The sequence below is a fragment of the Sphingobacterium corticibacterium genome, from assembly GCF_004208525.1.
Classification (GTDB): Bacteria; Bacteroidota; Bacteroidia; order Sphingobacteriales; family Sphingobacteriaceae; genus Sphingobacterium; species Sphingobacterium corticibacterium.
The window spans coordinates 291183-316756 of record NZ_SGIT01000004.1; the positions used below are offsets into that span (position 1 = coordinate 291183).

24 protein-coding genes are annotated in these 25574 nt (G+C 39.8%); 15 read left to right on the forward strand and 9 right to left on the reverse strand.

Translation table 11 applies throughout. The features are described 5' to 3' along the window. The first annotated feature begins 50 nt into the window (after positions 1 to 50). From EWE74_RS18115 to EWE74_RS18135, 5 genes are all read left to right on the forward strand, one after another. Positions 51 to 1187 (forward strand): aspartate aminotransferase family protein, encoded by a 1137-nt coding sequence (locus EWE74_RS18115; protein WP_130143062.1) that lies wholly within the window; start codon positions 51 to 53, stop codon positions 1185 to 1187. Positions 1188 to 1264: 77 nt separating this feature from the next. Next, on the forward strand, positions 1265 to 2230 hold the full coding sequence (locus tag EWE74_RS18120; protein WP_130143063.1) for a Rossmann-fold NAD(P)-binding domain-containing protein: 966 nt from the start codon (positions 1265 to 1267) through the stop codon (positions 2228 to 2230). A 16-nt stretch (positions 2231 to 2246) separates the two neighbouring features. Then, positions 2247 to 3041 (forward strand): acetylglutamate kinase, encoded by a 795-nt coding sequence (gene argB / locus EWE74_RS18125; RefSeq protein WP_130143064.1) that lies wholly within the window; start codon positions 2247 to 2249, stop codon positions 3039 to 3041. An 8-nt stretch (positions 3042 to 3049) separates the two neighbouring features. After that, positions 3050 to 3850, forward strand: coding sequence for a pyrroline-5-carboxylate reductase (proC, locus tag EWE74_RS18130; protein WP_130143065.1), 801 nt, complete (start codon positions 3050 to 3052; stop codon positions 3848 to 3850). Beyond that, positions 3843 to 4910: a M20 family metallo-hydrolase gene (locus EWE74_RS18135; protein ID WP_130143066.1), complete on the forward strand. Its 1068-nt coding sequence runs from the start codon at positions 3843 to 3845 to the stop codon at positions 4908 to 4910. The genes proC and EWE74_RS18135 overlap by 8 nt, the downstream gene beginning before the upstream one ends. Before the next feature lie 9 nt (positions 4911 to 4919). On the opposite strand, the gene EWE74_RS18140 is transcribed toward EWE74_RS18135, so the two are convergent. After that, positions 4920 to 5390, reverse strand: a complete 471-nt coding sequence (locus tag EWE74_RS18140) for an Lrp/AsnC ligand binding domain-containing protein (RefSeq protein WP_130143067.1) — start codon at positions 5388 to 5390, stop codon at positions 4920 to 4922. 397 nt (positions 5391 to 5787) lie between these two features. On the opposite strand from EWE74_RS18140, the gene EWE74_RS18145 reads away from it, so the two are divergent. After that, positions 5788 to 6831: a hypothetical protein gene (locus tag EWE74_RS18145; protein WP_130143068.1), complete on the forward strand. Its 1044-nt coding sequence runs from the start codon at positions 5788 to 5790 to the stop codon at positions 6829 to 6831. Here the strand turns inward: EWE74_RS18145 and ruvC are convergent. After that, positions 6828 to 7391: a crossover junction endodeoxyribonuclease RuvC gene (gene ruvC, locus EWE74_RS18150; RefSeq protein ID WP_130143148.1), complete on the reverse strand. Its 564-nt coding sequence runs from the start codon at positions 7389 to 7391 to the stop codon at positions 6828 to 6830. The genes EWE74_RS18145 and ruvC overlap by 4 nt on opposite strands. Positions 7392 to 7486: 95 nt before the next feature. On the opposite strand from ruvC, the gene EWE74_RS18155 reads away from it, so the two are divergent. After that, entirely contained in the window at positions 7487 to 8461 is a 975-nt protein-coding gene (locus EWE74_RS18155) for a lysylphosphatidylglycerol synthase domain-containing protein (RefSeq protein WP_130143069.1), read from the forward strand. Then, positions 8439 to 9578, forward strand: a complete 1140-nt coding sequence (locus EWE74_RS18160) for a glycosyltransferase family 2 protein (protein ID WP_239018708.1) — start codon at positions 8439 to 8441, stop codon at positions 9576 to 9578. The genes EWE74_RS18155 and EWE74_RS18160 overlap by 23 nt, the downstream gene beginning before the upstream one ends. Here EWE74_RS18160 and EWE74_RS18165 read toward each other — a convergent pair whose 3' ends face one another. After that, positions 9579 to 10316, reverse strand: a complete 738-nt coding sequence (locus EWE74_RS18165; RefSeq protein ID WP_130143070.1) for a lysophospholipid acyltransferase family protein — start codon at positions 10314 to 10316, stop codon at positions 9579 to 9581. Positions 10317 to 10528: 212 nt separating this feature from the next. Here EWE74_RS18165 and EWE74_RS18170 point away from each other — a divergent pair, with 212 nt between their 5' ends. The 4 genes from EWE74_RS18170 to EWE74_RS18185 are packed head-to-tail and all read left to right on the forward strand — an operon-like array spanning position 10529 to position 13216. Then, a complete protein-coding gene (locus EWE74_RS18170; RefSeq protein WP_394343230.1) occupies positions 10529 to 10801 on the forward strand; it encodes a DUF2089 family protein in 273 nt (90 codons plus the stop codon). Continuing rightward, positions 10791 to 11276 (forward strand): hypothetical protein, encoded by a 486-nt coding sequence (locus tag EWE74_RS18175; protein ID WP_130143072.1) that lies wholly within the window; start codon positions 10791 to 10793, stop codon positions 11274 to 11276. The genes EWE74_RS18170 and EWE74_RS18175 overlap by 11 nt, the downstream gene beginning before the upstream one ends. Positions 11277 to 11279: 3 nt before the next feature. Continuing rightward, on the forward strand, positions 11280 to 11864 hold the full coding sequence (locus EWE74_RS18180) for a YIP1 family protein (RefSeq protein ID WP_130143073.1): 585 nt from the start codon (positions 11280 to 11282) through the stop codon (positions 11862 to 11864). Beyond that, positions 11861 to 13216, forward strand: a complete 1356-nt coding sequence (locus tag EWE74_RS18185; protein ID WP_130143074.1) for an alpha/beta hydrolase family protein — start codon at positions 11861 to 11863, stop codon at positions 13214 to 13216. Before EWE74_RS18180 ends, EWE74_RS18185 begins: the two co-directional genes overlap by 4 nt. A gap of 19 nt (positions 13217 to 13235) precedes the next feature. On the opposite strand, the gene EWE74_RS18190 is transcribed toward EWE74_RS18185, so the two are convergent. Next, the gene (locus tag EWE74_RS18190) at positions 13236 to 13946 is read right to left on the reverse strand and encodes an SDR family NAD(P)-dependent oxidoreductase (protein WP_130143075.1); all 711 of its coding nucleotides are present in this window, start codon (positions 13944 to 13946) and stop codon (positions 13236 to 13238) included. A gap of 5 nt (positions 13947 to 13951) precedes the next feature. Continuing rightward, complete coding sequence (locus tag EWE74_RS18195; RefSeq protein ID WP_130143076.1) at positions 13952 to 14866, reverse strand: lysylphosphatidylglycerol synthase transmembrane domain-containing protein; 915 nt, start codon at positions 14864 to 14866, stop codon at positions 13952 to 13954. A 388-nt stretch (positions 14867 to 15254) separates the two neighbouring features. On the opposite strand from EWE74_RS18195, the gene EWE74_RS18200 reads away from it, so the two are divergent. The 3 genes from EWE74_RS18200 to EWE74_RS18210 all read left to right on the forward strand — a co-directional run bounded on the left by EWE74_RS18200 (position 15255) and on the right by EWE74_RS18210 (position 18089). Continuing rightward, the gene (locus EWE74_RS18200) at positions 15255 to 15809 is read left to right on the forward strand and encodes a hypothetical protein (RefSeq protein WP_130143077.1); all 555 of its coding nucleotides are present in this window, start codon (positions 15255 to 15257) and stop codon (positions 15807 to 15809) included. Between the two features lie 78 nt (positions 15810 to 15887). After that, complete coding sequence (gene gmd, locus EWE74_RS18205; protein ID WP_130143078.1) at positions 15888 to 17039, forward strand: GDP-mannose 4,6-dehydratase; 1152 nt, start codon at positions 15888 to 15890, stop codon at positions 17037 to 17039. Between the two features lie 96 nt (positions 17040 to 17135). Beyond that, positions 17136 to 18089 carry a hypothetical protein gene (locus EWE74_RS18210; RefSeq protein WP_206365293.1) on the forward strand — a complete coding sequence of 318 codons (954 nt, stop codon included), beginning with the start codon at positions 17136 to 17138 and terminating at the stop codon, positions 18087 to 18089. 4 nt (positions 18090 to 18093) lie between these two features. Here EWE74_RS18210 and EWE74_RS18215 read toward each other — a convergent pair whose 3' ends face one another. From EWE74_RS18215 to EWE74_RS18230, 4 genes are all read right to left on the reverse strand, one after another. Then, positions 18094 to 21795: an ATP-binding protein gene (locus EWE74_RS18215; RefSeq protein ID WP_165384766.1), complete on the reverse strand. Its 3702-nt coding sequence runs from the start codon at positions 21793 to 21795 to the stop codon at positions 18094 to 18096. A 146-nt stretch (positions 21796 to 21941) separates the two neighbouring features. Further along, positions 21942 to 22721, reverse strand: coding sequence for a succinate dehydrogenase/fumarate reductase iron-sulfur subunit (locus EWE74_RS18220; RefSeq protein WP_206365294.1), 780 nt, complete (start codon positions 22719 to 22721; stop codon positions 21942 to 21944). A gap of 17 nt (positions 22722 to 22738) precedes the next feature. After that, positions 22739 to 24673 (reverse strand): fumarate reductase/succinate dehydrogenase flavoprotein subunit, encoded by a 1935-nt coding sequence (locus tag EWE74_RS18225; protein WP_130143081.1) that lies wholly within the window; start codon positions 24671 to 24673, stop codon positions 22739 to 22741. A 46-nt stretch (positions 24674 to 24719) separates the two neighbouring features. Then, positions 24720 to 25493 (reverse strand): succinate dehydrogenase cytochrome b subunit, encoded by a 774-nt coding sequence (locus tag EWE74_RS18230; RefSeq protein WP_130143082.1) that lies wholly within the window; start codon positions 25491 to 25493, stop codon positions 24720 to 24722. Positions 25494 to 25574 lie beyond the last annotated feature (81 nt).

Sequence of the window (25574 nt, forward strand, 5' to 3'; positions counted from 1 at the left end):
CGTTATATTTGCGTATAGTATTTTATCCATACCAGTTTATTTTTTTATACATGGATTTATTTAATGTTTATCCCATAAACCCTATTAATATTGTTAGAGCCAAGGGATCCAGCGTTTGGGACGCTTCGGGTACGGAATACCTTGATTTATATGGTGGACATGCCGTGATATCTATTGGACATGGTCATCCACATTATGTGGAATCCATCACCAATCAATTACATCAAATCGGATTCTATTCAAATTCCGTAGAGATCCCATTGCAGCGTCAGCTGGCGCGACAGCTAGGTGAAATATCTGGAAAGGATGATTATGCACTATTTCTTTGTAACTCTGGAGCAGAGGCGAATGAAAACGCATTAAAACTAGCGTCATTCCACAATGGACGAAAAAAGATTATCGCGTTCACGAAGTCTTTTCATGGTCGTACTTCATTGGCTGTAGCCGCGACAGACAATCCCGCTATTGTGGCTCCGGTAAACCAAACGGATAATGTGGTGTTTCTTCCTTTTAATGATGAAGAAGCATTAACTGGGGCTTTTCAAGATTTTGGCGAGGAAATTTCTGCCGTGATCATCGAAGGTATACAAGGCGTGGGTGGAATACGGGAAGCTTCTATTTCTTTCCTTCGGTTGATCCGTTCGCTTTGCGACACGCATGAAGCTGTATTTATTGCGGATGCGGTACAGTGCGGCTACGGTCGTACAGGTGATTTTTATTCGCAAGATTATGCGGGTATAAATGCAGATATTTATTCGATGGCGAAAGGGATGGGGAATGGATTTCCTATCGGGGCGATTAGTATATCTCCTAAATTCAAAGCGTCCTTTGGTATGTTAGGGACTACTTTTGGCGGTAATCATCTGGCTTGTGCAGCTGCAATCGCTGTGCTTGACATCATTCAACGGGAGTGTCTATTGGAAAATGCTCGACACATTGGAAACTACCTTATCACAGAATTGAAAAAGTTTGATAAAGTTAAAGAGGTAAGAGGTAGAGGACTGATGATAGGTGTTGAATTACCAGCAGAATTATCCGATGTGAAAAAGGATTTATTGGTGAAAAATCGAATTTTTACAGGGGAAGCAAAACCAAATGTTATACGGATTTTGCCTGCTTTAAATATAACAAGTGCTATAGCAGATACTTTTTTAACAGCGCTGGACGAGCGATTAAAGACAGTTTAACTTGTCTGGCGATCGATTTAACAGGCATTTCGACTAGGTGGAGGAATGACCTTATTTTTTACTTTTTACGTGGAAAGATGAATAATTTTTTTTCAGTTGCAGATATTGATGATTTAGATTCGGTCGTGCAAGAAGCCTTGTCGCTAAAAGCCGATCCTTATGCTTGGCGGGAATTAGGTAAGAATAAAACATTGGGTTTAGTATTTCTGAATCCGAGCTTACGTACGCGTTTGAGCACCCAAAAGGCAGCGATGAGTCTTGGGATGGACGTGATGGTCATCAATATGGATAAAGAAGGCTGGGCGTTAGAGACGCAGGATGGTATTATTATGAACGGAACAACGGTGGAACATATCCGGGAAGCTGCTGCCGTGATGGGCGAATATTGTGATATATTAGGATTGCGTTCTTTTCCTAGTTTGAAAGATAAAGTAGCAGATTATACAGAAGAGCTGTTTAACAAATTTATTAAATTTTGTGGGGTTCCCGTGGTTTCTTTGGAAAGCGCTACGCGTCACCCTTTGCAAAGTTTAACCGATTTAATTACCATTACAGAACATAAACAGATAGCTAAACCTAAAGTTGTGTTGGCCTGGGCACCTCATGTGAAGGCATTACCCCAAGCCGTTCCGAATTCTTTTTCGGAATGGATGTGTAAAGCGCAGGAGCAAGATTTGGTTGATTTTACGATCGCTCATCCTGCTGGATACGAATTGAACGAGGAATTTACGGTGGGCGCGCAAATAGTGTATGATTTAAACCAAGCGCTGAACGGAGCTGATTTTGTATATGTAAAAAACTGGTCTTCTTATAGCGATTACGGACAGGTTTATCCTGTGCAAGAAGACTGGCTAATGACCAACGAGAAATTAGGATTGACAAACGATGCGAAAGTGATGCATTGTCTGCCAGTACGACGTGATTTAGAGTTGTCATCAGAAATTCTTGACGGCCCTAACTCTTTGGTTGTTAAAGAAGCGGCTAACCGGGTGTGGGCAGCTCAGGTGGTGTTAAAGCGAATGTTGGAGAATCTTAAGAAGTAAATGTATTTAATTAGCTATGGGAAGTGGATTACATATTATCAAAATCGGAGGTAACGTTATTGATGACGATGTACAGTTGCAGAGTTTTTTGGAAAAATTTGCGGCATTACAAGGTAAAAAGGTATTAGTCCACGGCGGAGGAAAGATTGCTACACGAATTGCCGCTGATCTCGGGATTGAGGCGAAAATGATTAATGGCCGACGTATTACAGATAAGGCTATGCTCGATGTAGCAACCATGGTTTATGCTGGTCTAACCAATAAACATGTGGTTTCTTCTCTGCAGAAATTTGGTTGCGATGCATTAGGATTGTCTGGAGCAGATGGTAATACGATTAAGGCAATTAAGCGTCCTGTTCGGGAAATTGACTATGGATATGCCGGAGATATCTTAGTAGATTCCGTGAATACCCTAAGTATAAAGAAATTTTTGGAAGCAGGATTTACTCCGGTATTTTCTGCTATTACGCATAACGGTTTGGGACAGTTATTAAATACCAATGCGGATACTATTGCTTCAGCGTTGGCGGTCTCGTTGGCGAAGATATATGAGACAAAGCTGATTTACTGTTTTGAAAAAGAGGGCGTATTACGTGATGTAGATAATTCCGAATCTGTTATCAAATCCATAAGTCCAGATGAATTCGAAAAACTAAAATTAGAGAAAGTAATTTACGAAGGTATGATTCCAAAACTGGATAACGCTTTTGAGGCACTAAGCAAGGGCGTTAAAAATGTATATATTGGCAATGCCTTAAACCTGCATAAATATCAACAGGGGGAATTTGGTACTTGTTTGTTATCTAAATAAACCAAAAAATGAGCAAAATAACAATAATCGGTAGTGGAAATATCGGACTTTCCCTTGCCAAAGGACTTGTAAAGTCCGGACAATATACAGCCGCTGAGATCATGCTCACGCGCAGGTACCTCGCTAACCTTCAAGAGGAAGCCGCACTCGGCTTTCAAGTACACGATAATAATACACAGGCCGTTGTCGGTGCTGAAATAGTGGTGCTAGCTATCCTACCGCAGCAACTTCGTAAAGTATTGGAAGAGGTGAAGGATACCGTGCATGCCGGACAGATTATTGTTTCTGTCGTGTCAGGTGTAAGCTGTGCTGATATCAAGCAAGTACTTGGTGACGATAAATTGGTTGTTCGCGCTATGCCAAATACAGCTATTGCTATTGGACAGTCAATGACCTGTATAGCGACTGACTATGCTGCGGATACGGAAATAAAAAAGGTAGAACAATTATTTGAAGCGGTAGGTGCTGTCGTAGTTATTCAGGAAGATCTCATGACGTCTGCGACTGCGCTTTGTGCGTGTGGTATTGCTTTTTTCTTACGTGCTATCCGGGCGGCTTCGCAAGGTGGTGTGGAAATAGGTTTTCATGCACATGATGCCTTAAAGATGGCGGTACAAACGGCTAAAGGAGCTGCAGATTTGTTACTACAGACACAAAACCACCCCGAAGGAGAGATCGATAAGGTAACGTCTCCTAAAGGATGTACGATCGCCGGGTTGAATGAAATGGAGCACCATGGGTTTAGTTCGGCATTTATAAAAGGAATAAAATTGTCCGCAGAAAAAGCTGGGGGATTATATAATGAATAAAAATATAGCCCATCTGACAAAAGAAGCTATATTGCTATTAAAGCAATTGATAGCCCTGCCATCTTTTAGCAAAGAAGAAAAAGACACAGCTGATTTACTGTGTCTTTTTTTTCGTGAACGTGGCGTGGGATATAAACGTTTCGGTAATAATGTGTGGGCCTATAATAAATATAGAGACGATTCGAGACCTTATATCCTGCTAAATTCTCACCATGATACGGTAAAGCCCAATAGCGGCTATACCAAAGATCCTTTTGACCCGGTGGAGACCGATAACAAGCTGTATGGTTTAGGGAGCAATGATGCGGGAGGATGTCTGGTGTCGTTGATAGCAGCATTTCTGTATTATTATGAACATGAAGATTTACGTTATAATCTATGTTTATTAGCCTCAGCAGAGGAAGAAATTTCCGGAAAAAATGGAGTCGAAGAAGCGATCAAGCATATCGGGTTGATGGATTTCGCTATTGTTGGAGAGCCTACTCAACTACAGATGGCTGTCGCAGAAAAAGGATTGATGGTCTTGGATTGTGAAGCGATAGGCGTATCTGGACATGCTGCACGGGAGGAGGGGGAGAATGCAATATATAAAGCGATGGAGGCTATAGATTGGTTTCGTACATTTCAGTTTCCGAAAGTTTCATCACACTTAGGGCCCATAAAGATGTCCGTTACCGTAGTGAATGCTGGTACACAACATAATGTTGTCCCCGCATCCTGTACATTCGTCGTCGATGTGCGTACAACAGATGTTTATAATAACCAAGAAATTCTGGACATCATTAGGCAACACGTTTCGGTCAACGTGAATCCCCGTTCCACTAGACTCAACCCTTCCGCGATTGCGCTAGATCATCCTGTCGTCCAATCGGGAGTACGTCTAGGAGCCAAAATGTTTGGAAGTCCGACTATGAGTGACCAAGCGCTGCTATCTATCCCGTCTGTAAAAGTAGGGCCGGGAGATTCCGCGCGGTCACATTCTGCAGATGAATATATATTTTTAGCAGAAATCGAACATGGTATTATTTTTTATATCGATTTGCTGAAAAATATCGTGTAAAAAAAATATCTACAGCGTTATTTGCCTTTTTATACTTTCTTCTAGCGATATAATCGTCTCCGTACGTTGGATACCCGTCAACGACTGAATGTCTTCATTTAATACTTTGCGTAAATGTGCTGTATCACGACATACAATCTTTGCAAACATACTGTACTGCCCTGTACAGTAATGCAGTTCGACTACTTCTTTTATATCTTGTAATTGTTTGACAGCATCAGAATATTGCGAACCTTTCTCTAAATAGATTCCTAAGAAAGCTGTAATGTCAAAACCTACCTTTTGTGGATTAATAATAAGCTGGGAACCTTTGATTATTCCTAGTTCTTCCATTTTTTTCATCCTTACATGGATGGTTCCTCCTGAAACTATTAGTTTTTTTGCTATTTCGGTGTATGGAATTGATGCGTCATCCATCAAAATAGACAAAATTTGTATGTCTAAATTGTCTAAATCGTAATTTGAATACTTTTTATCCATAAAAAATGGTGTTTTTTGTTAAAAAATGATGTGTATTTTAAAATATGTGTAAAAATAAAATAAAATTACATAATATTTTCATGTGTTTTTTATATTTGTATTAATAAAAGGGGTGAAAATCATCTCTGCTTATAGTGAAAGCATGTTACTTCCCTCAAAATAACATAGGTTTATAATTGGTTAGCGTAAGAAACTCCTCTCCCCGGGGAGTTTCTTCATTTATGCCTTCCTGTTTTAAACCTGATGCTGAACTATTTTTTTATTTTTGTAAAAATACTAAGTATTTTTGTTATATAATTTTATTTTTTATAAAAAACAGTCTATTTATTATGAATGTTTTATTATATCTTTTCTTTTTCTTTTATTTTAAATTTTGTATTTTTCGAAAAAACCCGTTATGGAAATCGATGATGTTACAATATCGCGTAAAAAGCCTATTTATCCCGTAGGTACCGGCCTCAACAAATATCTGCGGATGTATCAGCGGGATGCGAAGTTGCCTTTGACATATAACGAGCTGTTGAATTTTGTGGAAGCTGTGCCTGTGATGGATAAAAACGGAGAAGACACGCTGTGGGAGACGCCACTATACTCGCCTCATTTACAGGATCAACTGTATGATGCATTACGCGTAGTGTATGCAAAACTTAAAGCATCAGGTAATACGCGTATTGTAGAGCATAAAATTATTGACAGGATAGAGTATTGTGCATTCGGGAATACCAAACCTTTTCGAGTGCGTATTATCAACAGGTTAAATGATGTGTACGATTATTTTTATATTAAGCAGGCAGATGCCTCCCGGATATATGGGCTGGAATTGGAGGAGATTCTTTCGCCTAATCAGGTAAACTATCTTGTAGATCGTGACACGTTGGTGGAAGAACATATCGTCGGTATACCAGGTGATGTTTTCAGTAAATTTGGCATAGATAATCCGGAATATAACCAGACGCGCATTGCCAAAGAATTTGTGAAGTTCAACGAACGTTGTATTATTTCGCTGCTTGGGGATATGCGGGCATATAACTTTGTTATGCAGATCACGCCGGATTTTGACGATTTCCAATTTCGTATCCGGGCCATCGATTTCGATCAACAGTTTTACGAAGGAAATCCGAAGGTATATATGCCTCAATATTTTAAGGAAAACCTACCCTATGTGAAATTAGCTATGGAACATTTGAATGAAAAAACCGTGTTGCAATATCAGCAGGAAGAGCGTTCTTCGATTGTGCATCGCGTGCGTAGCGAACGTCATCGTATTAAAGATTTGCGCGACGCTTCTAAATTGCAGGCGTTATCAACACCTGAGAATATTAGGAATTTAAGGGAAGGTTATCGAGCTTTTTACAATAATGAAGCGTATTTGGAGTGCCAATCCATGACGGATATCGTGGAATTAAATGTGAAGAATGTCATTCGCCAGGTGAAACTCTAACTTAATCGACGTTGATTGTCTTTTACAAAAGCTTCCCATCCCGAATAACTCTTTTTCTCTAAACTATTATTTTGTTGGAAGGCGTGGCATACTGCGACCGCTAGTCCGTCCGTTGCATCCAGGAATTCGGGTGTCTCCCTAAACTGAAGAATGGTTTTTAACATCGCTGCCACCTGTTCTTTGCTAGCACTTCCATTTCCGGTGACAGATTGTTTTATTTTACGTGGGGCATATTCAAAGATAGGAATATCTACGCTCAGTGCGGCAGCCATAGCAACACCCTGTGCTCTTCCGAGTTTTAGCATGACCTGAATGTTTTTTCCATAAAAAGGTGCTTCCAGGGCAACACAATCGGGCTGATACTCTTGTATGAGAGCCATCGTTTTCTTAAAAATACGCTGTAGTTTTAGTCCTTGATCATCTAAATGACCCATTTTGACTATCCCTAGGCTTAATAATGATATTTTTTGTCCCGTTTGCTTGACTACCCCATATCCCATAACAACCGTCCCCGGGTCAATTCCCAAAATAATACGTTCTTTAGCCTTCTCTCTTTGCATGTCGCAATATAACGATTTTGAAACCTGAAATCTTACACCCATAGATAAATTATTTTAATGAAAAATTAGTAACATTGTGCTTTTATTTTAAATAATTGACAAAACAACAAAAGAAATATCTGAATCTGGGAATTAAGTTGGTCATTGTAGGATTGGCGACATGGTTCATCGTTTCTAAGGTCAATAACCAACAGAATCTTCGTGAATTTAAGTCTCTATTGCAAAGTGTTGATCTGTGGACCGTTCGTGGAACACTGATCCTTGTCGTGTTGATGATGCTAATGAATTGGGCAATCGAGGTCGTTAAATGGAAATATCTCAGTCGGCGGATTGAAGTTATTAGTTGGTGGAAAGCAATTAAGTCGGTCTTTTGTGGACTTACCTGGGCAATATTTACACCCAATAGAATAGGAGAATATGGGGGACGTATTCTTCTTCTTAAACCGCGCAGCAGAGCGAGAGGGGCAATTGCAATGGGGGTCGGCCTCTTTGCACAACTGGTGCTCACAAGTGTGTTTGGGTCTTTGAGTATCGCTTGGTTTATCGCTACCTATCTTCCTACACCGGATAGTGTAAAATTTGGAGTTTGGTTGTTGGCAATAATTTATGCACTTGCATTTATGGTGCTTTATTTTAACGTACATTGGGTAGATTATCTTGTCGGCAAATTTAGGTTTTTGCGTAAAATAAAACCGTTCTTCTCTATACTGGAAGATTTCACTGCACGAGAGCTTTTGTATGTGATTCTTCTTTCATTGTTGCGTTTCATCATATTTACTTCACAATATGTTGTACTGATGTTGGTCTTTTTGCCCGAATTGCCCTTTGTTTCAATGGTGTTGATGATTTTTATCCTGTTTTTTATCCAATCCGCCGTTCCATCACTCGATATTTTTGATTTTAGCGTCCGGAGTTTTGTTGCAAGTAATTTATATAGTTATATTACCTCACAGGAAATAGCAGTTATGGCAATCGTTTCCTGTATTTGGTTTGTCAACCTTATTCTGCCCGCTATTATAGGATCTGTATTTGTTTTAAATGTAAATTATGTGGGTGACAACAAGTCTTGATATATTTCTCATCACGATGACCGTCGTTTATGTTGTTTTGGTGCTCTATATGTTGCGCGGATGGTTTCAGATTCCTTATTTTAACAGTGAGCAGGAGACGGTATCTACGCCTGTTTCGGTACTGATTGCTGCTCGTAACGAAGAGGAGAATATTGCGCGTACATTAGACTGTATTGTACAGCAGGACTTTCCAAAAGAACTTTTGCAGATTATCGTGGTGGATGACCATTCTACTGATAAAACGGCCACCATTGTCGCTTCGTATGCCTCACGAGGTGTCACTTTGCTTTCATTGAATGAGGGGGACAAGCTCAACTCGTATAAAAAGTTAGCGATAAGCCGAGCTATAGCACAAGCTTCTGGGGAGATAATTATTACAACCGATGCAGACTGCCGCATGGGGCGGGGATGGCTGCGCACTATCGTCCGTTGTTTTGAGGAAACTAGGGCGTATATGGTTTCGTCTCCCGTAGCATACGATGAGGAGAAGAGCTGTTTTGAACAACTACAGACGCTAGAGTTCTTGTACCTGATTGGTTTGGGCGCTGCGGGTATAGGAAATAAAAATCCTACGACCTGTAATGGGGCAAACCTTGCTTATCGACGGGACTTGTTTTACGAAATGGGTGGTTTTAACGGTATAGATAATCTTGCTTCGGGTGATGACGAATTGTTTTTACATAAAGTCGCGGAAAAATATGCTGCAAAAATAAGATTCTGCAAATCGAAAGAAGCTATTGTCTACACCGATGCGAAAGCAACGCTTTCGGCATTTATTAGCCAAAGGAGACGTTGGGCTTCAAAAAGTACCAAATATCGAGATAAGCGGGTCGTCTGCTTGGGAGTCAGTATATGGCTATTCAATTTGTCGCTCATTGCGGGTTTGCTACAGTTTGTTGTGGATTTACCTAACATTCATGTGTTATTTCTGTTGGCTTTCGGAATGAAGCTGTTGGTGGAATTAGTTTTTATTTATCCCCTTTGCAGTCTTGTAAATAGACACTTTTTGTTGGTGTACCTATTCCCTTTATCGTTTATACATGCCGTTTACCTTGTGTACATAGGTGTAGCCGGTAATGTGGGTAAATATGATTGGAAAGGTAGGAAGGTTCGTTAATTAACCTTCCACCTTTGCTTTGATAATTTCTTCTGCTTTTTTTACAATCTCTTCTGCGTTCATCCCGGTTGTGTCCAACGGTTGCAATACCTCCCAACTCATGGAAGTGAAAGGGCGTAGCGGAAACATCCCATATTTCACCATTAAATAGGACCCTGTAATAGCGATAGGAACGACGAGTGCATCCGGATTCTTTTTCAAGAGGGTGGCGATCCCACCTACTGAAAAGGCTTTCATTGTACCTGTTTTTGTACGTGTTCCTTCCGGAAAAATAAAAGCTGACCAATTTTTGGTTTTCATGTTGTTCGCCAGTTTTAAAATTTCTGCAATAGATTGTTTGGGATCTTTACGGTCTATGTTCGCCGCACCACCATGTACCAGGTTATAAGATATACTGGGAATTCCCGCTTTGGCCAGTTCAATTTTGGAAATGAATTTTCCGTGAAACCGTCGTAAAAAATAAATCATGGGTGGGATGTCAAAGGTACTCTGGTGATTCGCAACAAAAATAATCGGTCTTCCTGTCGGAATATTTCTGTTATCTACAAACTGTGTGCGATTAAACAATGTGTAGTTGCAGGCAACCAAAAAGCCGTTTAAAAGATCTACACTTTTTTTATGAGCAGTATATCCGCCAAATTTAAAGCAAAGCCATTGAATGGGGTGAAAAATTAGCAATGACACAGCAAAGCAGATATAAAATATAGGCGTAAGTATATAACCAAGTGCTTTTCTCATTTGACTAAAATTTTGCGAATTTACGATTATTAACGGGAAATCGGGAATTAGAGCGTGGCGGCGCTGACATTATACCGGAGGTTTATTACCTTAAAAGGGGACAAAAGTTTAGGAATACTCTTATTTGTAAATAATAGTAAGTATTTGTTTAAATATATTTATACTTATTTTAATATAATTTATTTTTATATTTGAAAAAAGAAGGCCGTATGATGAAATTACCGACAATTTGCCCAAGTTGCGAGAATCAACTAGTAGTATCAAAACTGGTTTGTATGAATTGTGAAACGGAAGTTTCCGGTAAATATCATTTGCCAGTGCTCATGCAGTTAAGTATTGAAGAACAGGAATTTGTCTTACAGTTCTTAATAAATTCGGGAAGCCTAAAGGAAATGGCTAATCAAATGGGGAAGAGTTATCCAACTGTACGGAACAAGCTGGATGATTTGATAAACAGGATAAAAATGCTGAAAAATGAAGAATAATCAAATCTATAAGGAAAGTCAAAGCTTTATAACGTGGTGGCTGTGTTTATTATACTTGTTTATTATAGGGGTAGGTGTCTACACGGCATGGAGTTATTCAGATCAAGGAAAAATAGGAGAATTTTCCATAGGAGCCTTGATTGGTCTGATAGCATTTGCTATCATCTTTTTTACGAGACTTCAATCGCGTATAGATGCAGAAGGTATACATATCCGTTTTTTTCCATTTATATGGAAAGAAAAAACATGGCGTTGGAACGAGATAGGAGATGTGTATGTGAAGCGATATAGTCCATGGGAATATGGTGGTTGGGGTTATCGGTTCGGTAGAGGAGGAACAGCTTTTACGACGAAGGGTTCATATGGAATTCATCTTGTGGTTCAAAGAAACAGAGCTAAAATGCTCATTGGGACACAAAAGCCGAAAGAGGTAAACGAAATATTAAAACTATATCGTAAAGTTAATCAAGGGTAAAATATGAAGCATAATATGGAACGAATGTTCTTAAACCCATTTGAAGATTATTTGGAGAGAAATCTATTATGGATAGGTTTAGTTGGTTTTGTAGCAAGCATAACAATTTCCTATTTTGGAAAAATTGTGTTTGATGGTGTTATTCAAATCCACATGGGCGCAACAAGTCTAACCGCTATTATATTAGGAAATCTGTCAAATATGGGAATTTTGACATTAGGACTGTTCATGCTGGCGAAGGTCCTGTATAAAAAAACTCGTTTTGTTGATATATTAAACAATGTGCTGATCGCTAGAATACCCATGTTATTTGCCGGTTTGTTGGTTGTTTGGATGACAAAGCTAATTCCAATGAGAAAGACAGCAGAAATTAATCTCGTCACTTCATTAGATCAGTCGAACATGATGTGGGTCGCCCTTTTAGCTATTTTCCTGCTGTTTATGATCGTTTATTTTTTCTATCTACTCGTGATTGGTATTCGGCATTCGATCAATAGTAAGAAATTTGGGCATGGTTTTTTGATAGTAATTGTAGTGTTCGTATTGGACGGTATGGCGTTATTGGTATATAGAGGGTTTTTTATATGAAATATTATATTGTTTTTTTAATTGTATTGCTTCAATCGTGTTTTGGATATAGTCAAAAATTTGTGGGGACTTGGCAAGGAGAACTAAACGTACAGGGCGTTGCCCTACCGCTGATTTTCCATTTGGAGCATGCCTCGGTATGGAAAGGAGCCATGGAGAGCCCTGCGCAAGGAAACGCGAAACTTCCTGTTAGCGCAATCCACATTGAGCAGGATTCCATATCTATAGCCGTTGCTTCGATTGGTTTAACCTATAACGGTAAACTGTTATCAGATGGAGTAATTGAGGGTGTTGTGTCCCAAAACAGCATGACATTTCTGATGCGTCTATTAAAAGCGGAGAATACGCTCGCAAAACGGCGGAGACCACAACTGCCCGAGCCACCGTATAGTTATGATACAGTAGATGTTACGTTTTCCAGTGAATACGATGACGTCAAGTTAGCAGGAACAATAACGACGCCCCGGAAAGGTGAGAAGCTACCAGCTGTCGTCTTGGTAAGCGGGAGCGGTCCGCAAGATCGAGACGAAACGATAATAGGACATAAACCTTTTAAAGTGATAGCCGATTATCTGACAAAGCAAGGTGTGGTCGTGTTGCGGTATGACGAACGTGGTATTGGTGCTTCTACCGGAAACTATCCAAAAAGCACCATTGGTGATTTCAGTCGTGATGTCATTGCTGCTGTAGGGTTTATACAAAAACAAGAAAGAGTAGATCCTGCGCGGGTGGGAATCATTGGACATAGTGAAGGGGCACTTATTGCAGAACTGATTGCCGGCGAATCTTCCGCCGATGTTGGTTTTATCGGTCTTTTAGGAGCACCGGCGATTCCCATTGATTCGCTTATGGTATTGCAAGCTTTCGAAATAGGGAAACTAATGGGGATGTCGACGGAAGCACTTCAAGAGGCGAAAGAAGTGAATCGTCGGAATTTTGCCACTGTAAAGAGTGATCTGGGTGATGAAGATGCTTACCGCCAAATTCTGGAGAATATGTCATTACCATTGCCAAACCTTTCCGATAGCCAAAAAGACGAAATAAAAATGATGGTATTACCGGCTTATCGTTATTTTATGCGAATAGATCCCATCCCTTTTATTAAAAAAATAGATGTTCCTGTGTTTGCAGCCTACGGGACAAAAGACGTACAGGTTCCCTTCGCGCCTAATTTGGAGAGTTTGACCGACCATTTACCCCCAAATGAAAGGAATTTTCTAAAAGCGTATGATGGATTAAATCACCTCTTCCAAACAGCCGAAACAGGTGCTGTTTCGGAATATATTGAAATTGAAGAAACATTTAATGAGAAGGTACTTTCTGATCTCGCAAAATGGATAAATGATCTGTAGAGACAGTATGTTTACGTCTCTACGGGGTTGTATTTGCAACTGGTAATATCTTTCCATTATAATATTTGTGGCCATTTTGCGCAAAATCCGCGATGTAACGTCCCATTTCAAAAGCGAGTGTGCCAGCTTCTGCACCGGGAAATGCTGCCTCAAACATCTCCGTTTGTGAAGAGCCTAACGCTAGGCAGTTTACCTTAATGCCTTGCTCCTTAAACTCTTCCGCAAGACATTCTGTTAAAGTAGCTAATGCTCCTTTACTTGTGGAATAGGCAGAAAGACCAGCAAATTTTGATGCGCCTTGAAAACCACCCATGCTTCCTATATTGACGATATGACTTCCGTTTTTCATAAACGGAACAACATTTTTAATCATATTAATATGTCCTAGCAGATTGGTCTGTAATACTTGTGCAAACTCCTCCAATGACGTTTCGAGAAAAGGTTTATTAATTAATATTCCCGCATTATTGATCAAGATATCCACCGTGTCAAATTTTGATTGGATAAAGGGCACTAAAGCGTCCGGGTAGTTGTCGTATATCACGTCAAATTGGGCTGGATAGAGCTCTCCGCCTTCTGGATTGAGCGAAGAAGAGATTTCATGAAGTTTGCGTAGTTTGTCCCCCGAGCGCGCTAATGCAATGACTTTGTTCTCCTTTTTGGCCGTGAAATCTAAAACCGCTTCAAATCCAATCCCACTGCTTGCACCCGTAATAATGATATTTGCCATAATATTTATTCTTCTTTTTCTAAAGCTTTTTCTACCTCTTCCGCTGAGGGCAATTTATTTGCTCCCAAACGTTGGGGTCTTAAGATATAATAGAGACCGGAACTTGCGACCAGCAACGAAATAATATAAAAAAGCAAACTGATCAGCACGGCAAGGTGGGGGTCAAGTTGAAAATACGTCGCTCCAAATGCCATGAGCGATTCGCGTAAACCGGCACCTCCCAGTATAGAGGGCACAATAGCAACCAACGATGAAACTAAAAAGATTAATAGATAGGGAGAGAATTTTCCCGCGAAGCCTAGCGCATGCAGGATAGCAATGGCACTCAAGGTCTGGAAACTTTGTACGGCCAGCGCTTTTATATGCGTAATGACGAATTTCGATAGAAATTCTTTGAAAAAAAGTTGTAAAAAATACAGATAAGTCGCGGTACCTATCACCAAGACACTAATCGTGACGACATGAGGTATGGCTAGTCGCGGCATAAACATAATCAGGCACCCCGTAATGATGGATAATGCCCATAATCCGCTCAATCGATCAAAGAACACGGCGGTTAATACTCTTCTTCCTTTGATCGCATAATTTTTTTTTAAAAAATATATTTTGTAGCCATCTCCGCCAATACCCCCTGGTAAGAAAAAATTATAGAGCAGACCGACTTGATAAAGTCTTAAATTATAACGTTCGCTGATATGAAGTCCGATCACTTTTAAAAAGCTGTTTAACCGAGATGATGCGATTAATTGCGACACTGCATAAGACAATAAAGCGAGAAAAAGATAGAGCGGATTACATTTTTCCAATGCGCTCTTCAGCTCGGTGAACGATATTTTCTGTGAAACCCAATAGATAGCCGCCACCGTAATGAGTATCTTAAAAATGTTTTTAACGTACGTCCAGAATTTACTTTTCTTCATTGCCATCATCACGAAATGGATAAAATACGCGTATAGAACAACACAAGATACAAACATACAAAGATACCGGTCAATGAAAAAAGCCAATTATATTCTGTTTTTGTATATTTATCTCTTAATACCGGTATGAGGAATGCAATAAATACCAAGAGCAATAAAATGGGGAAAATGAATGCCCAGCGATGCGGAAAGAAAATCCGTTGCGACATCATCTCAGGATTTGTGAAATAAACAATTATGGGGAACGCAATAAGGATAATGGTAATACGTAGCATAGCCTTTGCAACAATCTTGCTTATGGTATGATTTTTGGATGAGCTCATTCAATGCAGCGTTATAATTTATATATTTGCGAATATACTCAATTCAGAAAACTAATTTTTACATTATGCGAAAACATATCTTATCCGTATGTACAATCTTTACACTGGTGGTGCTTTTAGCATCCTGTGGAGCTCAACGAAAATCTTCTGCTGGAAGCGGTACATCGCTAGGCAATGACGGTCCATCTGCCCGTGAGTGGCGAAATGGGCTAAAGGGTAAATGGGTGTTAAACGCTGTAGATCGGGAAGATGTTCCTACCGCCTACACGATTAAGAATATTTTTGATGAAGCACCGGTAGATTGTTTTATTGGCAGTGTGTGGACCCTTCCTGGGGGTAACTATCAGGGAAGTATTGTTTTTAATGCTTCGGGAACGTTATGTGCTGATGGCGCGACACGGAGTATTGTATGGTCGATATACGACATCCCGAACGATAATTTGCACCCACAGTTTCAATTTAAGAAAATATACTCAGGTGAGAAAGCTCGGAATGTAACAACGGGTTATCGTTTGGATCTTTCGTATTCCGACGGCCAGTCATTGATCATGCGTATGCCTATCCCACTGGATAACGGAACCGGTCATCTTGTGTTCAATTTCTCGCGCGTACAAGACTAAATCAAGTGATCAATAAGGAGTGACTGGTAAAAAGTATAGACTGCTCGTTACTCCTTACGCATTACGATTTACTAAAATATGGATACACATAAAACCAAAGTTGCCTTAATTACCGGTATTACAGGTCAAGATGGAGCTTACCTAGCCGAATTTCTATTAAAGAAAGGCTACACCGTTCACGGCTTGAAGAGACGTTCTTCCCTATTCAATACCGACCGTATTGATCATCTTTATCAGGATCCACACGCAAGCAAGCGTAATTTTATGCTGCATTATGGTGATTTGACAGATTCTAGTAATCTGATTCGGATTATTCAAGAAATTCAGCCAGATGAAATCTATAATTTAGCCGCACAATCCCATGTCAAGGTAAGTTTTGATACGCCTGAGTATACGGCAAATGCGGATGGTATCGGTGCATTACGGATTTTAGATGCGGTTCGCCTATTAGGACTGACTAAAAAAACAAAAATATATCAGGCATCTACTTCGGAGCTGTACGGTTTGGTACAGGAAGTTCCACAAAGCGAAAGAACACCATTTTATCCACGTAGCCCTTATGCCGTCGCGAAATTATACGGTTATTGGATTACGGTGAACTACCGCGAAGCGTACGGCATGTATGCGTGTAACGGTATTCTGTTTAATCACGAAAGTCCGGTGCGTGGAGAAACTTTTGTAACCCGCAAGATAACGCGGGCGGTCGCAAAGATCGCGTTGGGTTTACAGGATAAGTTATTTTTAGGCAATCTGTCGGCGCAGCGCGACTGGGGACATGCGAAAGACTACGTGGAAGCGATGTGGTTAATTTTGCAACAGCAACAACCTGAAGACTATGTTATTGCGACCGGTGTAACGACTACGGTTCGAGATTTTGTGCGTATGGCTTTTGCAGAACTGGGCATAGAGATCGAATTTAGTGGTAAAGATGAACATGAAAAAGGAGTTATCATCGACCGTGATGAAGAGATATTGGACCGCTTGAATATTCCTGTGGAACATATAAAATTGGGCCAAACTGTGGTAAAAGTTGATCCGCAGTATTTCCGACCTACAGAGGTAGATTTATTAATCGGCGATCCATCCAAAGCAAACAATAAGCTTGGCTGGCATCCCAAATACTCGTTGCCCATGTTAGTGAAAGAGATGGTAGACAGTGATTTGCAGTTAATGCGGAAAGAAGAGTACCTGAAAAAAGGAGGCTTCACCATTCTGAATTATTTTGAATAGATACCTATATATGTGTAAGTCTTAATTGGAATAGTTTTTGTAAGATGTTAACGTAGAAATAACAATGATTTTACGGCATTTTATGTGAAAAAGAGGATGTACAAAGAACAAAATAAGGATAAAGGAGGTGCGCTAGACACCAACAAAAAATATCCCGAAGAGCCGTCAAAAAAAAGTAATTCGAAGATTTATTTTTTTATTATAGCTATTGCAGCATTGCTTGCAACCAATGTTTATTTTTATGTAAAATTCAAGTCGTCTGGAGAGAAGCTCTACACCATGGCTATTCAAAAGCAGGACTTACAGATTGAGATTGACCGTATCGAAGCGGAATTAGATAATCTTGTTGCGCAAAAAGTAGCCGGAGTCGATTCGACAATGCAGGCTTCTGAGATACGGGCTAGGGAGAGTATCAGTTCACTGCGGACGAAGCTTGAAAATCAAACGATTTCAGAAGAAGATATCCAGGTAGCAACGAGAGAGGTTGCGCGATTAAAAGGAGATGTATCTACTTTACGCCTTGCCCTTAATGAGTTAAAAATTAGAAATGAGATTCTTCAAAGAGAGAACCAAACGCTGACTAGACAGGTGTCTACGACAGACAAAAAAGTAACCGCTCTTTCACAGGAGAATACGGAACTAAAAGGCAAAGTTACTGTTGCTTCCGCATTAAAGGTTTCCAATATCCAGGTTAATGGAATTTCAATCTCAAAAAAAGGCAAAATCGAGACTGAATCCCGCAGCCGTAGAATAGATCAATTACAGATTTTGTTTTCTGTCGCAGATAATGTCCTGACGCCGAAAGGAAATAAAGAAGTATTCGTTCGGGTGATAGATCCATCGGGTAATTTATTTGGGGACGCTAACAATATGTTTTATGTGCATGGTGAGAAATTACAGTATACATTCAAGGAAACCATTAGTTTTACGAATAATGGGGAAGAGTATCAATTCCTTTGGTCACAAGACAAATTCAAAAAAGGAGCCTATACTGTCTTGCTGTATAATGATAATGCGATCATGGGACGCGCTAGTGTCGTTTTAAGATAACTCATCACTTTTTATAAATAGGTAACGTTATAACAAACGTTGTTCCTACATTTGTTTGGGTCATAAAATCAATTTTTCCCCCAATTCCCGTTATTGTCTGCTTTACAAAGGCCAAACCTAATCCAGTCCCCGAGCTTTTAGTCGTGAAATTTGGCTTAAATATTTTAGGAATAACATCTCGCGGGATACCAAAACCGTTATCTTGGATCAAGATTTCGACCGAATCTTCATCCGTATAGCGTAAAATAATATCAATTTTAATTCTCTTCCGGCCCAGACTCGCTTCTATCGCATTCTTAAATAAGTTGTTGAATGTCCGCAGGAATTGGTCACGGTCGCCTTGTACAAAGACCGATTTATCCGATGTTTCGTTGATTAAAAGGATGGATGTATTGCTTGTATTGCTAAAGAGATTGATGGCCTTCCGGATTTTTTCAACAAGATCGATTTTTACCAGGCTTGTCTCCGGCAATTTGGCAAAAGCAGAAAACTCTGTGGCAATGGTTGATAACAGGTCAATCTGTTCGATAATAGAAGTCGATATACGTTGAAAACGTTCTTCAAAGCGGCTGTCGTTTTCTTGATAGGATCGGATCAACTGCTGAATGCCTAACTTCATCGGTGTAAGTGGGTTTTTAATCTCATGCGCTACCTGTTTTGCCATTTCACGCCAAGCAGTTTCCCGTTCCACGTCTCGCAATTGTTTGGCACTCTCTTCCAGTTTAATCAACATGTGATTATATTCCTTAATGAGCATCCCGATTTCGTCATTTCTATCCCAATAGAGAGGTTCGTTGATCTTGTTGGATAATTGCGTCTCTGCCAACTTCATCCGTACAATATCTAGGGGTTTGGTTATTTTTCGAGACAATGTTACGGCAATGAAACCAAATAAAATAATGATAAATGTATAGATATTTAAAATGGTATTTAGCAACAGGTTTTTACTATCTGCCGCATCTTTCTCCGTGGTATAATAAGGGATGTTTAGGTAAGCAGCCGTCGTGTAATCTTCATATTTGATAGCTGCATATACAGAAGAAAACCAAAAGTTTGAAATACGTTCCCGCTCATAAGCTTCCGAGTTCCGCAATACAGCTAGTTTATTTAATGCTGCAGGATTCATAAACTCGGATATAAGCTTCAGATCAAAAATACGTTGTTGTGAGGAGTAAAGTAACCGTCCAGACTTATCGTATAGGTTGAAGTTTGTCATGGTAGAAGGGGCCATTTCTTTGAGCATTTCTACAATTTTCTCTTTAAACCCCTCCTGACTTTGACTGCCAGCCATATAGTTTTCAATCTTTTTAGTGATTTCTGCAATTTCCTTTAATCGATTAGTGGTTGTCGTTTCTTCCAACTGCCTGTTTAAACTAATAAAGGCGACAGCACCGGATATCAATGTGCCCAATAAGACGGATGTACTAACCAACGCTTGAATACGTGTACTGTACTGGATATTGTTGAATAGGATGCGAAAATGGTACTGAATCCTATTCCATCGAAACGATATACTGGAAAAAGTTTTGATAAGATAATTGATGAGATTAAATAGGCCGAAGAAGATGAGCAAGAGTATGAAGACGATAGATGCCAAGGCGAGATGTTCCCAAAGGGATGCTTTTGGCATACTAAAAACAATCGTTGTATATTGATCGGGCTTATAGGCGAGATGAAAATAATGATCGTTTACTGTTAAAGGCATATATTCCCGCAGTTTATTCGGGATGCTTAGGTCATTTTCCGTATAGCTATAGGTGCCGTATTGTGTTACCAGATTATTGCCTTTATAGAGGGCATAAGAATTATCCCTGAAGGACTCAAAGTGCCAGCTTGTCGCATTATTGTCCGCTAATACTTCCGGATAGGGAAGAGAGGTACTATAAGATAGGTTTTTTATATTGAGATAAATGTGGTGAAACTTATCGGGGTTGTCCTCGTAAGGAATGGAAAAATGGGTGAAATATTCATGTGTCCCCAGCTCGCTACGTAAGCGGTAAAAGTTTGAGGTGAACGGAATTTTTATAGCACTTTTAATTACATTTTCCCGGTATTCCGCCGGTTTATTTATTGTATAGTTTTCTAGGGGGGTCCCCTCGTTGTCGTAATAGAACGCTTGGAATTCGAATCTTGACAAATACCCGCTCATATATCTTGTTTTGATATAATCCGTAATATAAGGAATATCGGGCATTGTATCATGCAGATTAAAGAGTTTACTTAATCGATAATCGTTAATGATATTTTTTTCCAGATCAATAAAAAGGGAAACGGCGTTTACATCATCTTCAGCCAAAAGGTGAGCGATGGCCTGCTCCATTCTGTTCATCTTTTTTATCTCATTGTAGTGGTTATAAGAGATGACCGAGATGGTTGAAAATAGCAATACCGTTAAAATAAATGTAGAGAGCTGATAAGGCGACGAAAAATGGTAGGCTTTGTAAGTCCGGAGAAAAACTAAAATACCAAAAAGAATACCGAAGAGAATATTAAACCCTATAAGAGCTGTGGCAATTAGGGCAAAAACCAAGCAGATTAGTTCGATATTCAGTATAACGGTAATATTATTTAGTAGTTGACGCACCATTTGTACCACCCGGTCAATATATAATACCAGTGTAAGTACATTAATACAGAATAACAAAATACATAACCAACCGTAGGAGCCAAGATTGAGGATTTTGGTGAAGTCGTTTTCATATACGGGGGAATGCGTCAGAAGCGTTCCTAGAAAATAATAGATGATATGTCCAAAGAAATAGATCGAAAAAATACCAATCGCGGAGAGGATAATTGCATACTTTCTATTTGTTAAAAAAGCCGGGGTTTGAAGGTATTTTTGAATAGACATAATAAAGCACATAAACCAAAATATGGCACATGTGTTTACCAAAAAAGACCAAATATTGGGTAAAAATTGGTTGTAGGCATAATGTTTAGGATCAAATAATTCCAGGCTGGAATGGATAAACAACCAGTTTGATTTTAGATCTAAATACCGTACAGCTACCAATGTACCAGCAAACAAGATAATTCCCAGCCAAGCTTTCCCTTTTTTTGCGAAATAAATCGCAATACTATTGATCAAGATAATCAAACATACTAGCCCGGCTACCCAACAAAAGAATTGTAAACTGATGAATAAGTTATCTTTCTTTCCCTCGATTAACTTGACGGAAAATAGATAATTACCATTTTTACTATAAATATTACGTATATTTTTATTATCGTCGTATCCGGCAATTTCAAGATTATTAACACCGATAGTAGAAAGAAAATTATTGTGCAAGAATTGGTTTGTATTTTCGAAATTCCGCTTTATGGGAACTAAAGCGAGGACGGAAATACCGTTTGTTAGCTCTTTTTTCTTTGTTAAGAAAGAGCGATTTTCAGTTTGGATGACAGAAGTCTTTTCGCTTAAGCCCACATCACTGAAAGGAACGTAGATATAGGTAGACCAGTGCACAATCTGGTTATCGCTATATATATAAAAATAGATAAATTCTTTAGCCAGCTTGGTCGTAAGATTAGCGAGTTGTACCGGATACTTGTCGGCGTGCTGGAAGGTTTTGATGACGAGGCTATCTCGCAATATGTCATCAATTCTGTCTTCATACCAATGGATCTTCCGTGTAAGTTTTTTTTCATCCAGCTCGAGCATGTCTTCATCCGTAATGGTGAAGTGAATGGTGAGTGCTGTACCCATCAGGGATAGTGTTAACACCAAAAGCAAAAATCGAATTTTTGTAAGCATCTCCATTCTTTTCCGTACGATGGATGTAAATATAAAAAAAAGTCCCCGTTATGTATACATAACGGGGATGTCTAGTTTTTATATTATGACGCTACGCCTTAGGAATGCGTGTGTACATCTTCTTCGCGAAAGAATTTTGCTCCAAAATATTCCCGGTTCATCCGTGCAATATTCGATAATTTGATACCTTTGGGACATTCTGCCTCGCAGGCACCTGTATTCGTACAGTTACCGAATCCTTCTGCATCCATTTGGTCAATCATGGCCTGTGCTCTTTCATAGCGTTCTGTTTGGCCCTGTGGTAATAATGCAAATTGAGAGATCTTTGCCGATACGAACAGCATGGCAGATGCATTTTTACATGCAGCTACGCAAGCCCCACATCCGATACATGTTGCAGACTCAAATGCTTCGTCAGCAATACGTTTCGGAATAGGAATCGTATTAGCATCAGGAACACCTCCGGTGTTTACATTTACATATCCACCAGCCTGTTGAATACGATCAAAGGATGTACGATCAACTGCTAAATCTTTTAATACAGGGAACGCCGCTGCTCTCCACGGCTCGATGACGATAGTCTGTCCGTCATGGAAAGAACGCATATGCAATTGACAGGTTGTGATACCGTATTTTGGGCCGTGCGGGCGACCGTTGATAACTAATGAACACATACCACAAATACCTTCACGACAATCGTGATCAAAATATATAGGGTCTTCTCCCTTGCGTGTAAGGTCTTCGTTTACCACATCCAGCATTTCTAAGAAAGACATGTCATCTGCGATGTCCTTCGCCTGGATAGTGACAAATTTACCCTTGGTTTTATCATTTTTCTGACGCCAAACTTTTAGCGTTAAATTCATATGTTGTGCCATGATAATATATCTCCCTACTATTTGTAACTTCTTTGTGTTAATTTAACGTTTTCGAAAACTAACTCTTCCTTATGTAAAGCTTCTGGTTGATTCTCTCCTCGGAATTCCCAAGCAGAAACAAAAGTAAAGTTCTCGTCATCACGTTTAGCTTCTCCCTCTTCCGTTTGTGATTCCAAACGGAAATGTCCTCCACAGGATTCGGCACGGTTTAACGCATCGTCTACCATCAATTCTCCTAATTCCAAAAAGTCTGCGACACGTCCCGCTTTTTCCAACGACATATTCAGCTCTTCGTTTTCTCCCAGCACTTTTACGTCCGACCAGAATTCTTTTTTCAATTCCTGAATTAAGCCTTTTGCCTTTGTCAAGCCTTCTGCTGTGCGGGCCATACCACAGTATTCCCACATGATATTTCCCAATTTCTTGTGGATATCATCTACAGTTTTCGAACCTTTCAAGTTTAGTAACGCGTTTACTTTATCTTGTACTTCCTTACGTGTTTGTTCGAAGGCAGGGTTATTTTTATCAACTGGCGCAAAGCTTCCCAAATTTGCTAAATAATCACCTACGGTGTAAGGGATAACAAAATATCCGTCAGATAAACCTTGCATAAGTGCAGATGCACCCAAACGGTTAGCGCCATGGTCAGAGAAGTTACATTCGCCCAAGGCATACAAGCCTGGTACTGTGGTCATTAAGTTGTAGTCTACCCAGATGCCTCCCATCGTGTAATGTACTGCAGGATAGATACGCATCGGCTGCTCGTACGGATTTTCATCTGTAATTTGGTAATACATGTCAAACAAGTTACCGTATTTAGCTTCTACCGTATCTTTTCCTAAACGTTTGATAGCGTCCGCGAAATCTAAGAATACAGCTACACCAGATTTACCAACACCCCGACCGTCGTCGACCATTTCTTTCGCATTGCGGGAAGCCACGTCACGTGGTACCAAGTTACCGAAAGAAGGATATTTTCTTTCCAAGAAGTAATCCCGATCCTCTTCTTTAACATCTGCTGGTTTTAATTGTCCCTGACGTAATTTTTCAGAAAGTTCTTTTGTTTTTGGAACCCAAACCCGTCCATCATTACGAAGCGACTCTGACATCAAGGTCAGCTTCGATTGATGATCACCGGTTACCGGAATACAAGTAGGGTGGATTTGTGTGTAACAAGGGTTGGCAAAGAAAGCTCCGCGTTTGTGAGCTCTCCAAGCAGCTGTAACGTTACACCCCATAGCATTGGTTGAGAGGAAGAAAACGTTTCCATAACCACCGGTACACAACAATACCGCATGTCCTTCGTGTGCTTCTATTTTACCTGTTACCAGGTCACGGGTGATAATACCACGCGCATGTCCGTCGATCTTTACCAAATCTAACATCTCGTGGCGCGTATAAGACTTTACTTTCCCTTTTCTGATCTGACGGTTTAAGGCAGAATATGCACCTAATAATAATTGCTGTCCGGTTTGTCCACGTGCATAGAATGTACGGGATACCTGTGCCCCACCAAAAGAACGGTTATCCAACAATCCACCATATTCGCGGGCAAAAGGAACACCTTGTGCCACACATTGGTCAATAATATTAACGGAGACCTCTGCTAAACGATATACATTGGCTTCGCGTGCGCGATAATCTCCCCCTTTAATCGTGTCGTAGAATAAACGAAACACGGAGTCCCCATCATTTTGGTAGTTTTTAGCAGCATTTATACCCCCTTGTGCCGCAATAGAGTGCGCACGACGTGGAGAGTCCTGATAACAAAATGTTTTGACATTGTAACCAAGTTCTGCCAATGAAGCTGCTGCCGATGCTCCTGCCAAACCTGTACCCACCACAATGATAGTGAACTTACGCTTGTTGGCTGGGTTGACCAGCTTCATGTTGAATTTATGTTTTGACCATTTCTCGGCTAATGGGCCTGCAGGTACTTTCGAATCTAACATATTTTAAATAATTTATATTTAACAGATATGGATATATCCTAAAATATTATTTAACGAAATAAAAATATAGTGGCATCAATGCAAAACCAATCGGAATGATGATACCGAACACCCAAACACCTAAAAACTCAATGATAGGTACGTATTTTTTATGGGAAACACCTAACGTCTGGAACGCTGACTTGAATCCGTGGATCAAGTGAAACGACAGCGCCGCCATGGCTAGGACATAGAAGATCACGATTCCGATATTCTGAAAAGCAAAATCTACCTGTTTGTAAAGGTCCCGTGCTTTTATAATTTCCACATTGTTCTCAACCGTAACCTGATAATCATTAAATTCAGTAGCTTGTATCTCCTGTACAGCGGTTTCACCTGTTGCCAAATCTGTGCGATATTCCACATAGGGTACTTGATCGTTATGGTATTTCCACCAGAAATTATACATGTGTGTGGCGAGGAAAACCAAGATGATTGTGCCCAAGATTCCCATGTTACGGGAATTCCACTTGCTATTTGCAGCACCATTAAACTGTGCATAGCCGATAGGACGAGCAGCCTTGTTTTTCATCGTCAAGACTAAGGCATAAATAGCATGTAAAATGATTGAAGCATAAAGTAGATATGATACTACTTTAATAGGGGTAAAGTGGGTCATGAAATACGCATACTGGTTGAAAGCGTACCCCGCATCGTTTTTAAATAGCTGCAAGTTACCAATCAAATGAACGATCAGGAACAGACATAAAAAAATCCCCGTCAAGCTCATGATTAGTTTTCTTCCAAGTGAAGAATTTAAAACTGGCTTTGAATTACTCATTATCCTAGATGTTTATATATATTTTCGCAAATCTATTTATTTGCTAACATAAATATGACAAAGTAGTGTGGAAAACAAACA

What these genes read in the sequence shown, in the direction of transcription:
- EWE74_RS18115 (WP_130143062.1), top strand. Translation starts at nt 51, where the DNA reads ATGGATTTATTTAATGTTTATCCCATAAACCCTATTAATATTGTTAGA.
- EWE74_RS18120 (WP_130143063.1), top strand. Translation starts at nt 1,265, where the DNA reads ATGAATAATTTTTTTTCAGTTGCAGATATTGATGATTTAGATTCGGTC.
- argB (WP_130143064.1), top strand. Translation starts at nt 2,247, where the DNA reads ATGGGAAGTGGATTACATATTATCAAAATCGGAGGTAACGTTATTGAT.
- proC (WP_130143065.1), top strand. Translation starts at nt 3,050, where the DNA reads ATGAGCAAAATAACAATAATCGGTAGTGGAAATATCGGACTTTCCCTT.
- EWE74_RS18135 (WP_130143066.1), top strand. Translation starts at nt 3,843, where the DNA reads ATGAATAAAAATATAGCCCATCTGACAAAAGAAGCTATATTGCTATTA.
- EWE74_RS18140 (WP_130143067.1), bottom strand. Translation starts at nt 5,390, where the DNA reads ATGGATAAAAAGTATTCAAATTACGATTTAGACAATTTAGACATACAA.
- EWE74_RS18145 (WP_130143068.1), top strand. Translation starts at nt 5,788, where the DNA reads ATGGAAATCGATGATGTTACAATATCGCGTAAAAAGCCTATTTATCCC.
- ruvC (WP_130143148.1), bottom strand. Translation starts at nt 7,391, where the DNA reads ATGCAAAGAGAGAAGGCTAAAGAACGTATTATTTTGGGAATTGACCCG.
- EWE74_RS18160 (WP_239018708.1), top strand. Translation starts at nt 8,439, where the DNA reads ATGTGGGTGACAACAAGTCTTGATATATTTCTCATCACGATGACCGTC.
- EWE74_RS18165 (WP_130143070.1), bottom strand. Translation starts at nt 10,316, where the DNA reads ATGAGAAAAGCACTTGGTTATATACTTACGCCTATATTTTATATCTGC.
- EWE74_RS18170 (WP_394343230.1), top strand. Translation starts at nt 10,529, where the DNA reads ATGAAATTACCGACAATTTGCCCAAGTTGCGAGAATCAACTAGTAGTA.
- EWE74_RS18175 (WP_130143072.1), top strand. Translation starts at nt 10,791, where the DNA reads ATGAAGAATAATCAAATCTATAAGGAAAGTCAAAGCTTTATAACGTGG.
- EWE74_RS18180 (WP_130143073.1), top strand. Translation starts at nt 11,280, where the DNA reads ATGAAGCATAATATGGAACGAATGTTCTTAAACCCATTTGAAGATTAT.
- EWE74_RS18185 (WP_130143074.1), top strand. Translation starts at nt 11,861, where the DNA reads ATGAAATATTATATTGTTTTTTTAATTGTATTGCTTCAATCGTGTTTT.
- EWE74_RS18190 (WP_130143075.1), bottom strand. Translation starts at nt 13,946, where the DNA reads ATGGCAAATATCATTATTACGGGTGCAAGCAGTGGGATTGGATTTGAA.
- EWE74_RS18195 (WP_130143076.1), bottom strand. Translation starts at nt 14,866, where the DNA reads ATGAAGAAAAGTAAATTCTGGACGTACGTTAAAAACATTTTTAAGATA.
- EWE74_RS18200 (WP_130143077.1), top strand. Translation starts at nt 15,255, where the DNA reads ATGCGAAAACATATCTTATCCGTATGTACAATCTTTACACTGGTGGTG.
- gmd (WP_130143078.1), top strand. Translation starts at nt 15,888, where the DNA reads ATGGATACACATAAAACCAAAGTTGCCTTAATTACCGGTATTACAGGT.
- EWE74_RS18210 (WP_206365293.1), top strand. Translation starts at nt 17,136, where the DNA reads ATGTACAAAGAACAAAATAAGGATAAAGGAGGTGCGCTAGACACCAAC.
- EWE74_RS18215 (WP_165384766.1), bottom strand. Translation starts at nt 21,795, where the DNA reads ATGGGTACAGCACTCACCATTCACTTCACCATTACGGATGAAGACATG.
- EWE74_RS18220 (WP_206365294.1), bottom strand. Translation starts at nt 22,721, where the DNA reads ATGGCACAACATATGAATTTAACGCTAAAAGTTTGGCGTCAGAAAAAT.
- EWE74_RS18225 (WP_130143081.1), bottom strand. Translation starts at nt 24,673, where the DNA reads ATGTTAGATTCGAAAGTACCTGCAGGCCCATTAGCCGAGAAATGGTCA.
- EWE74_RS18230 (WP_130143082.1), bottom strand. Translation starts at nt 25,493, where the DNA reads ATGAGTAATTCAAAGCCAGTTTTAAATTCTTCACTTGGAAGAAAACTA.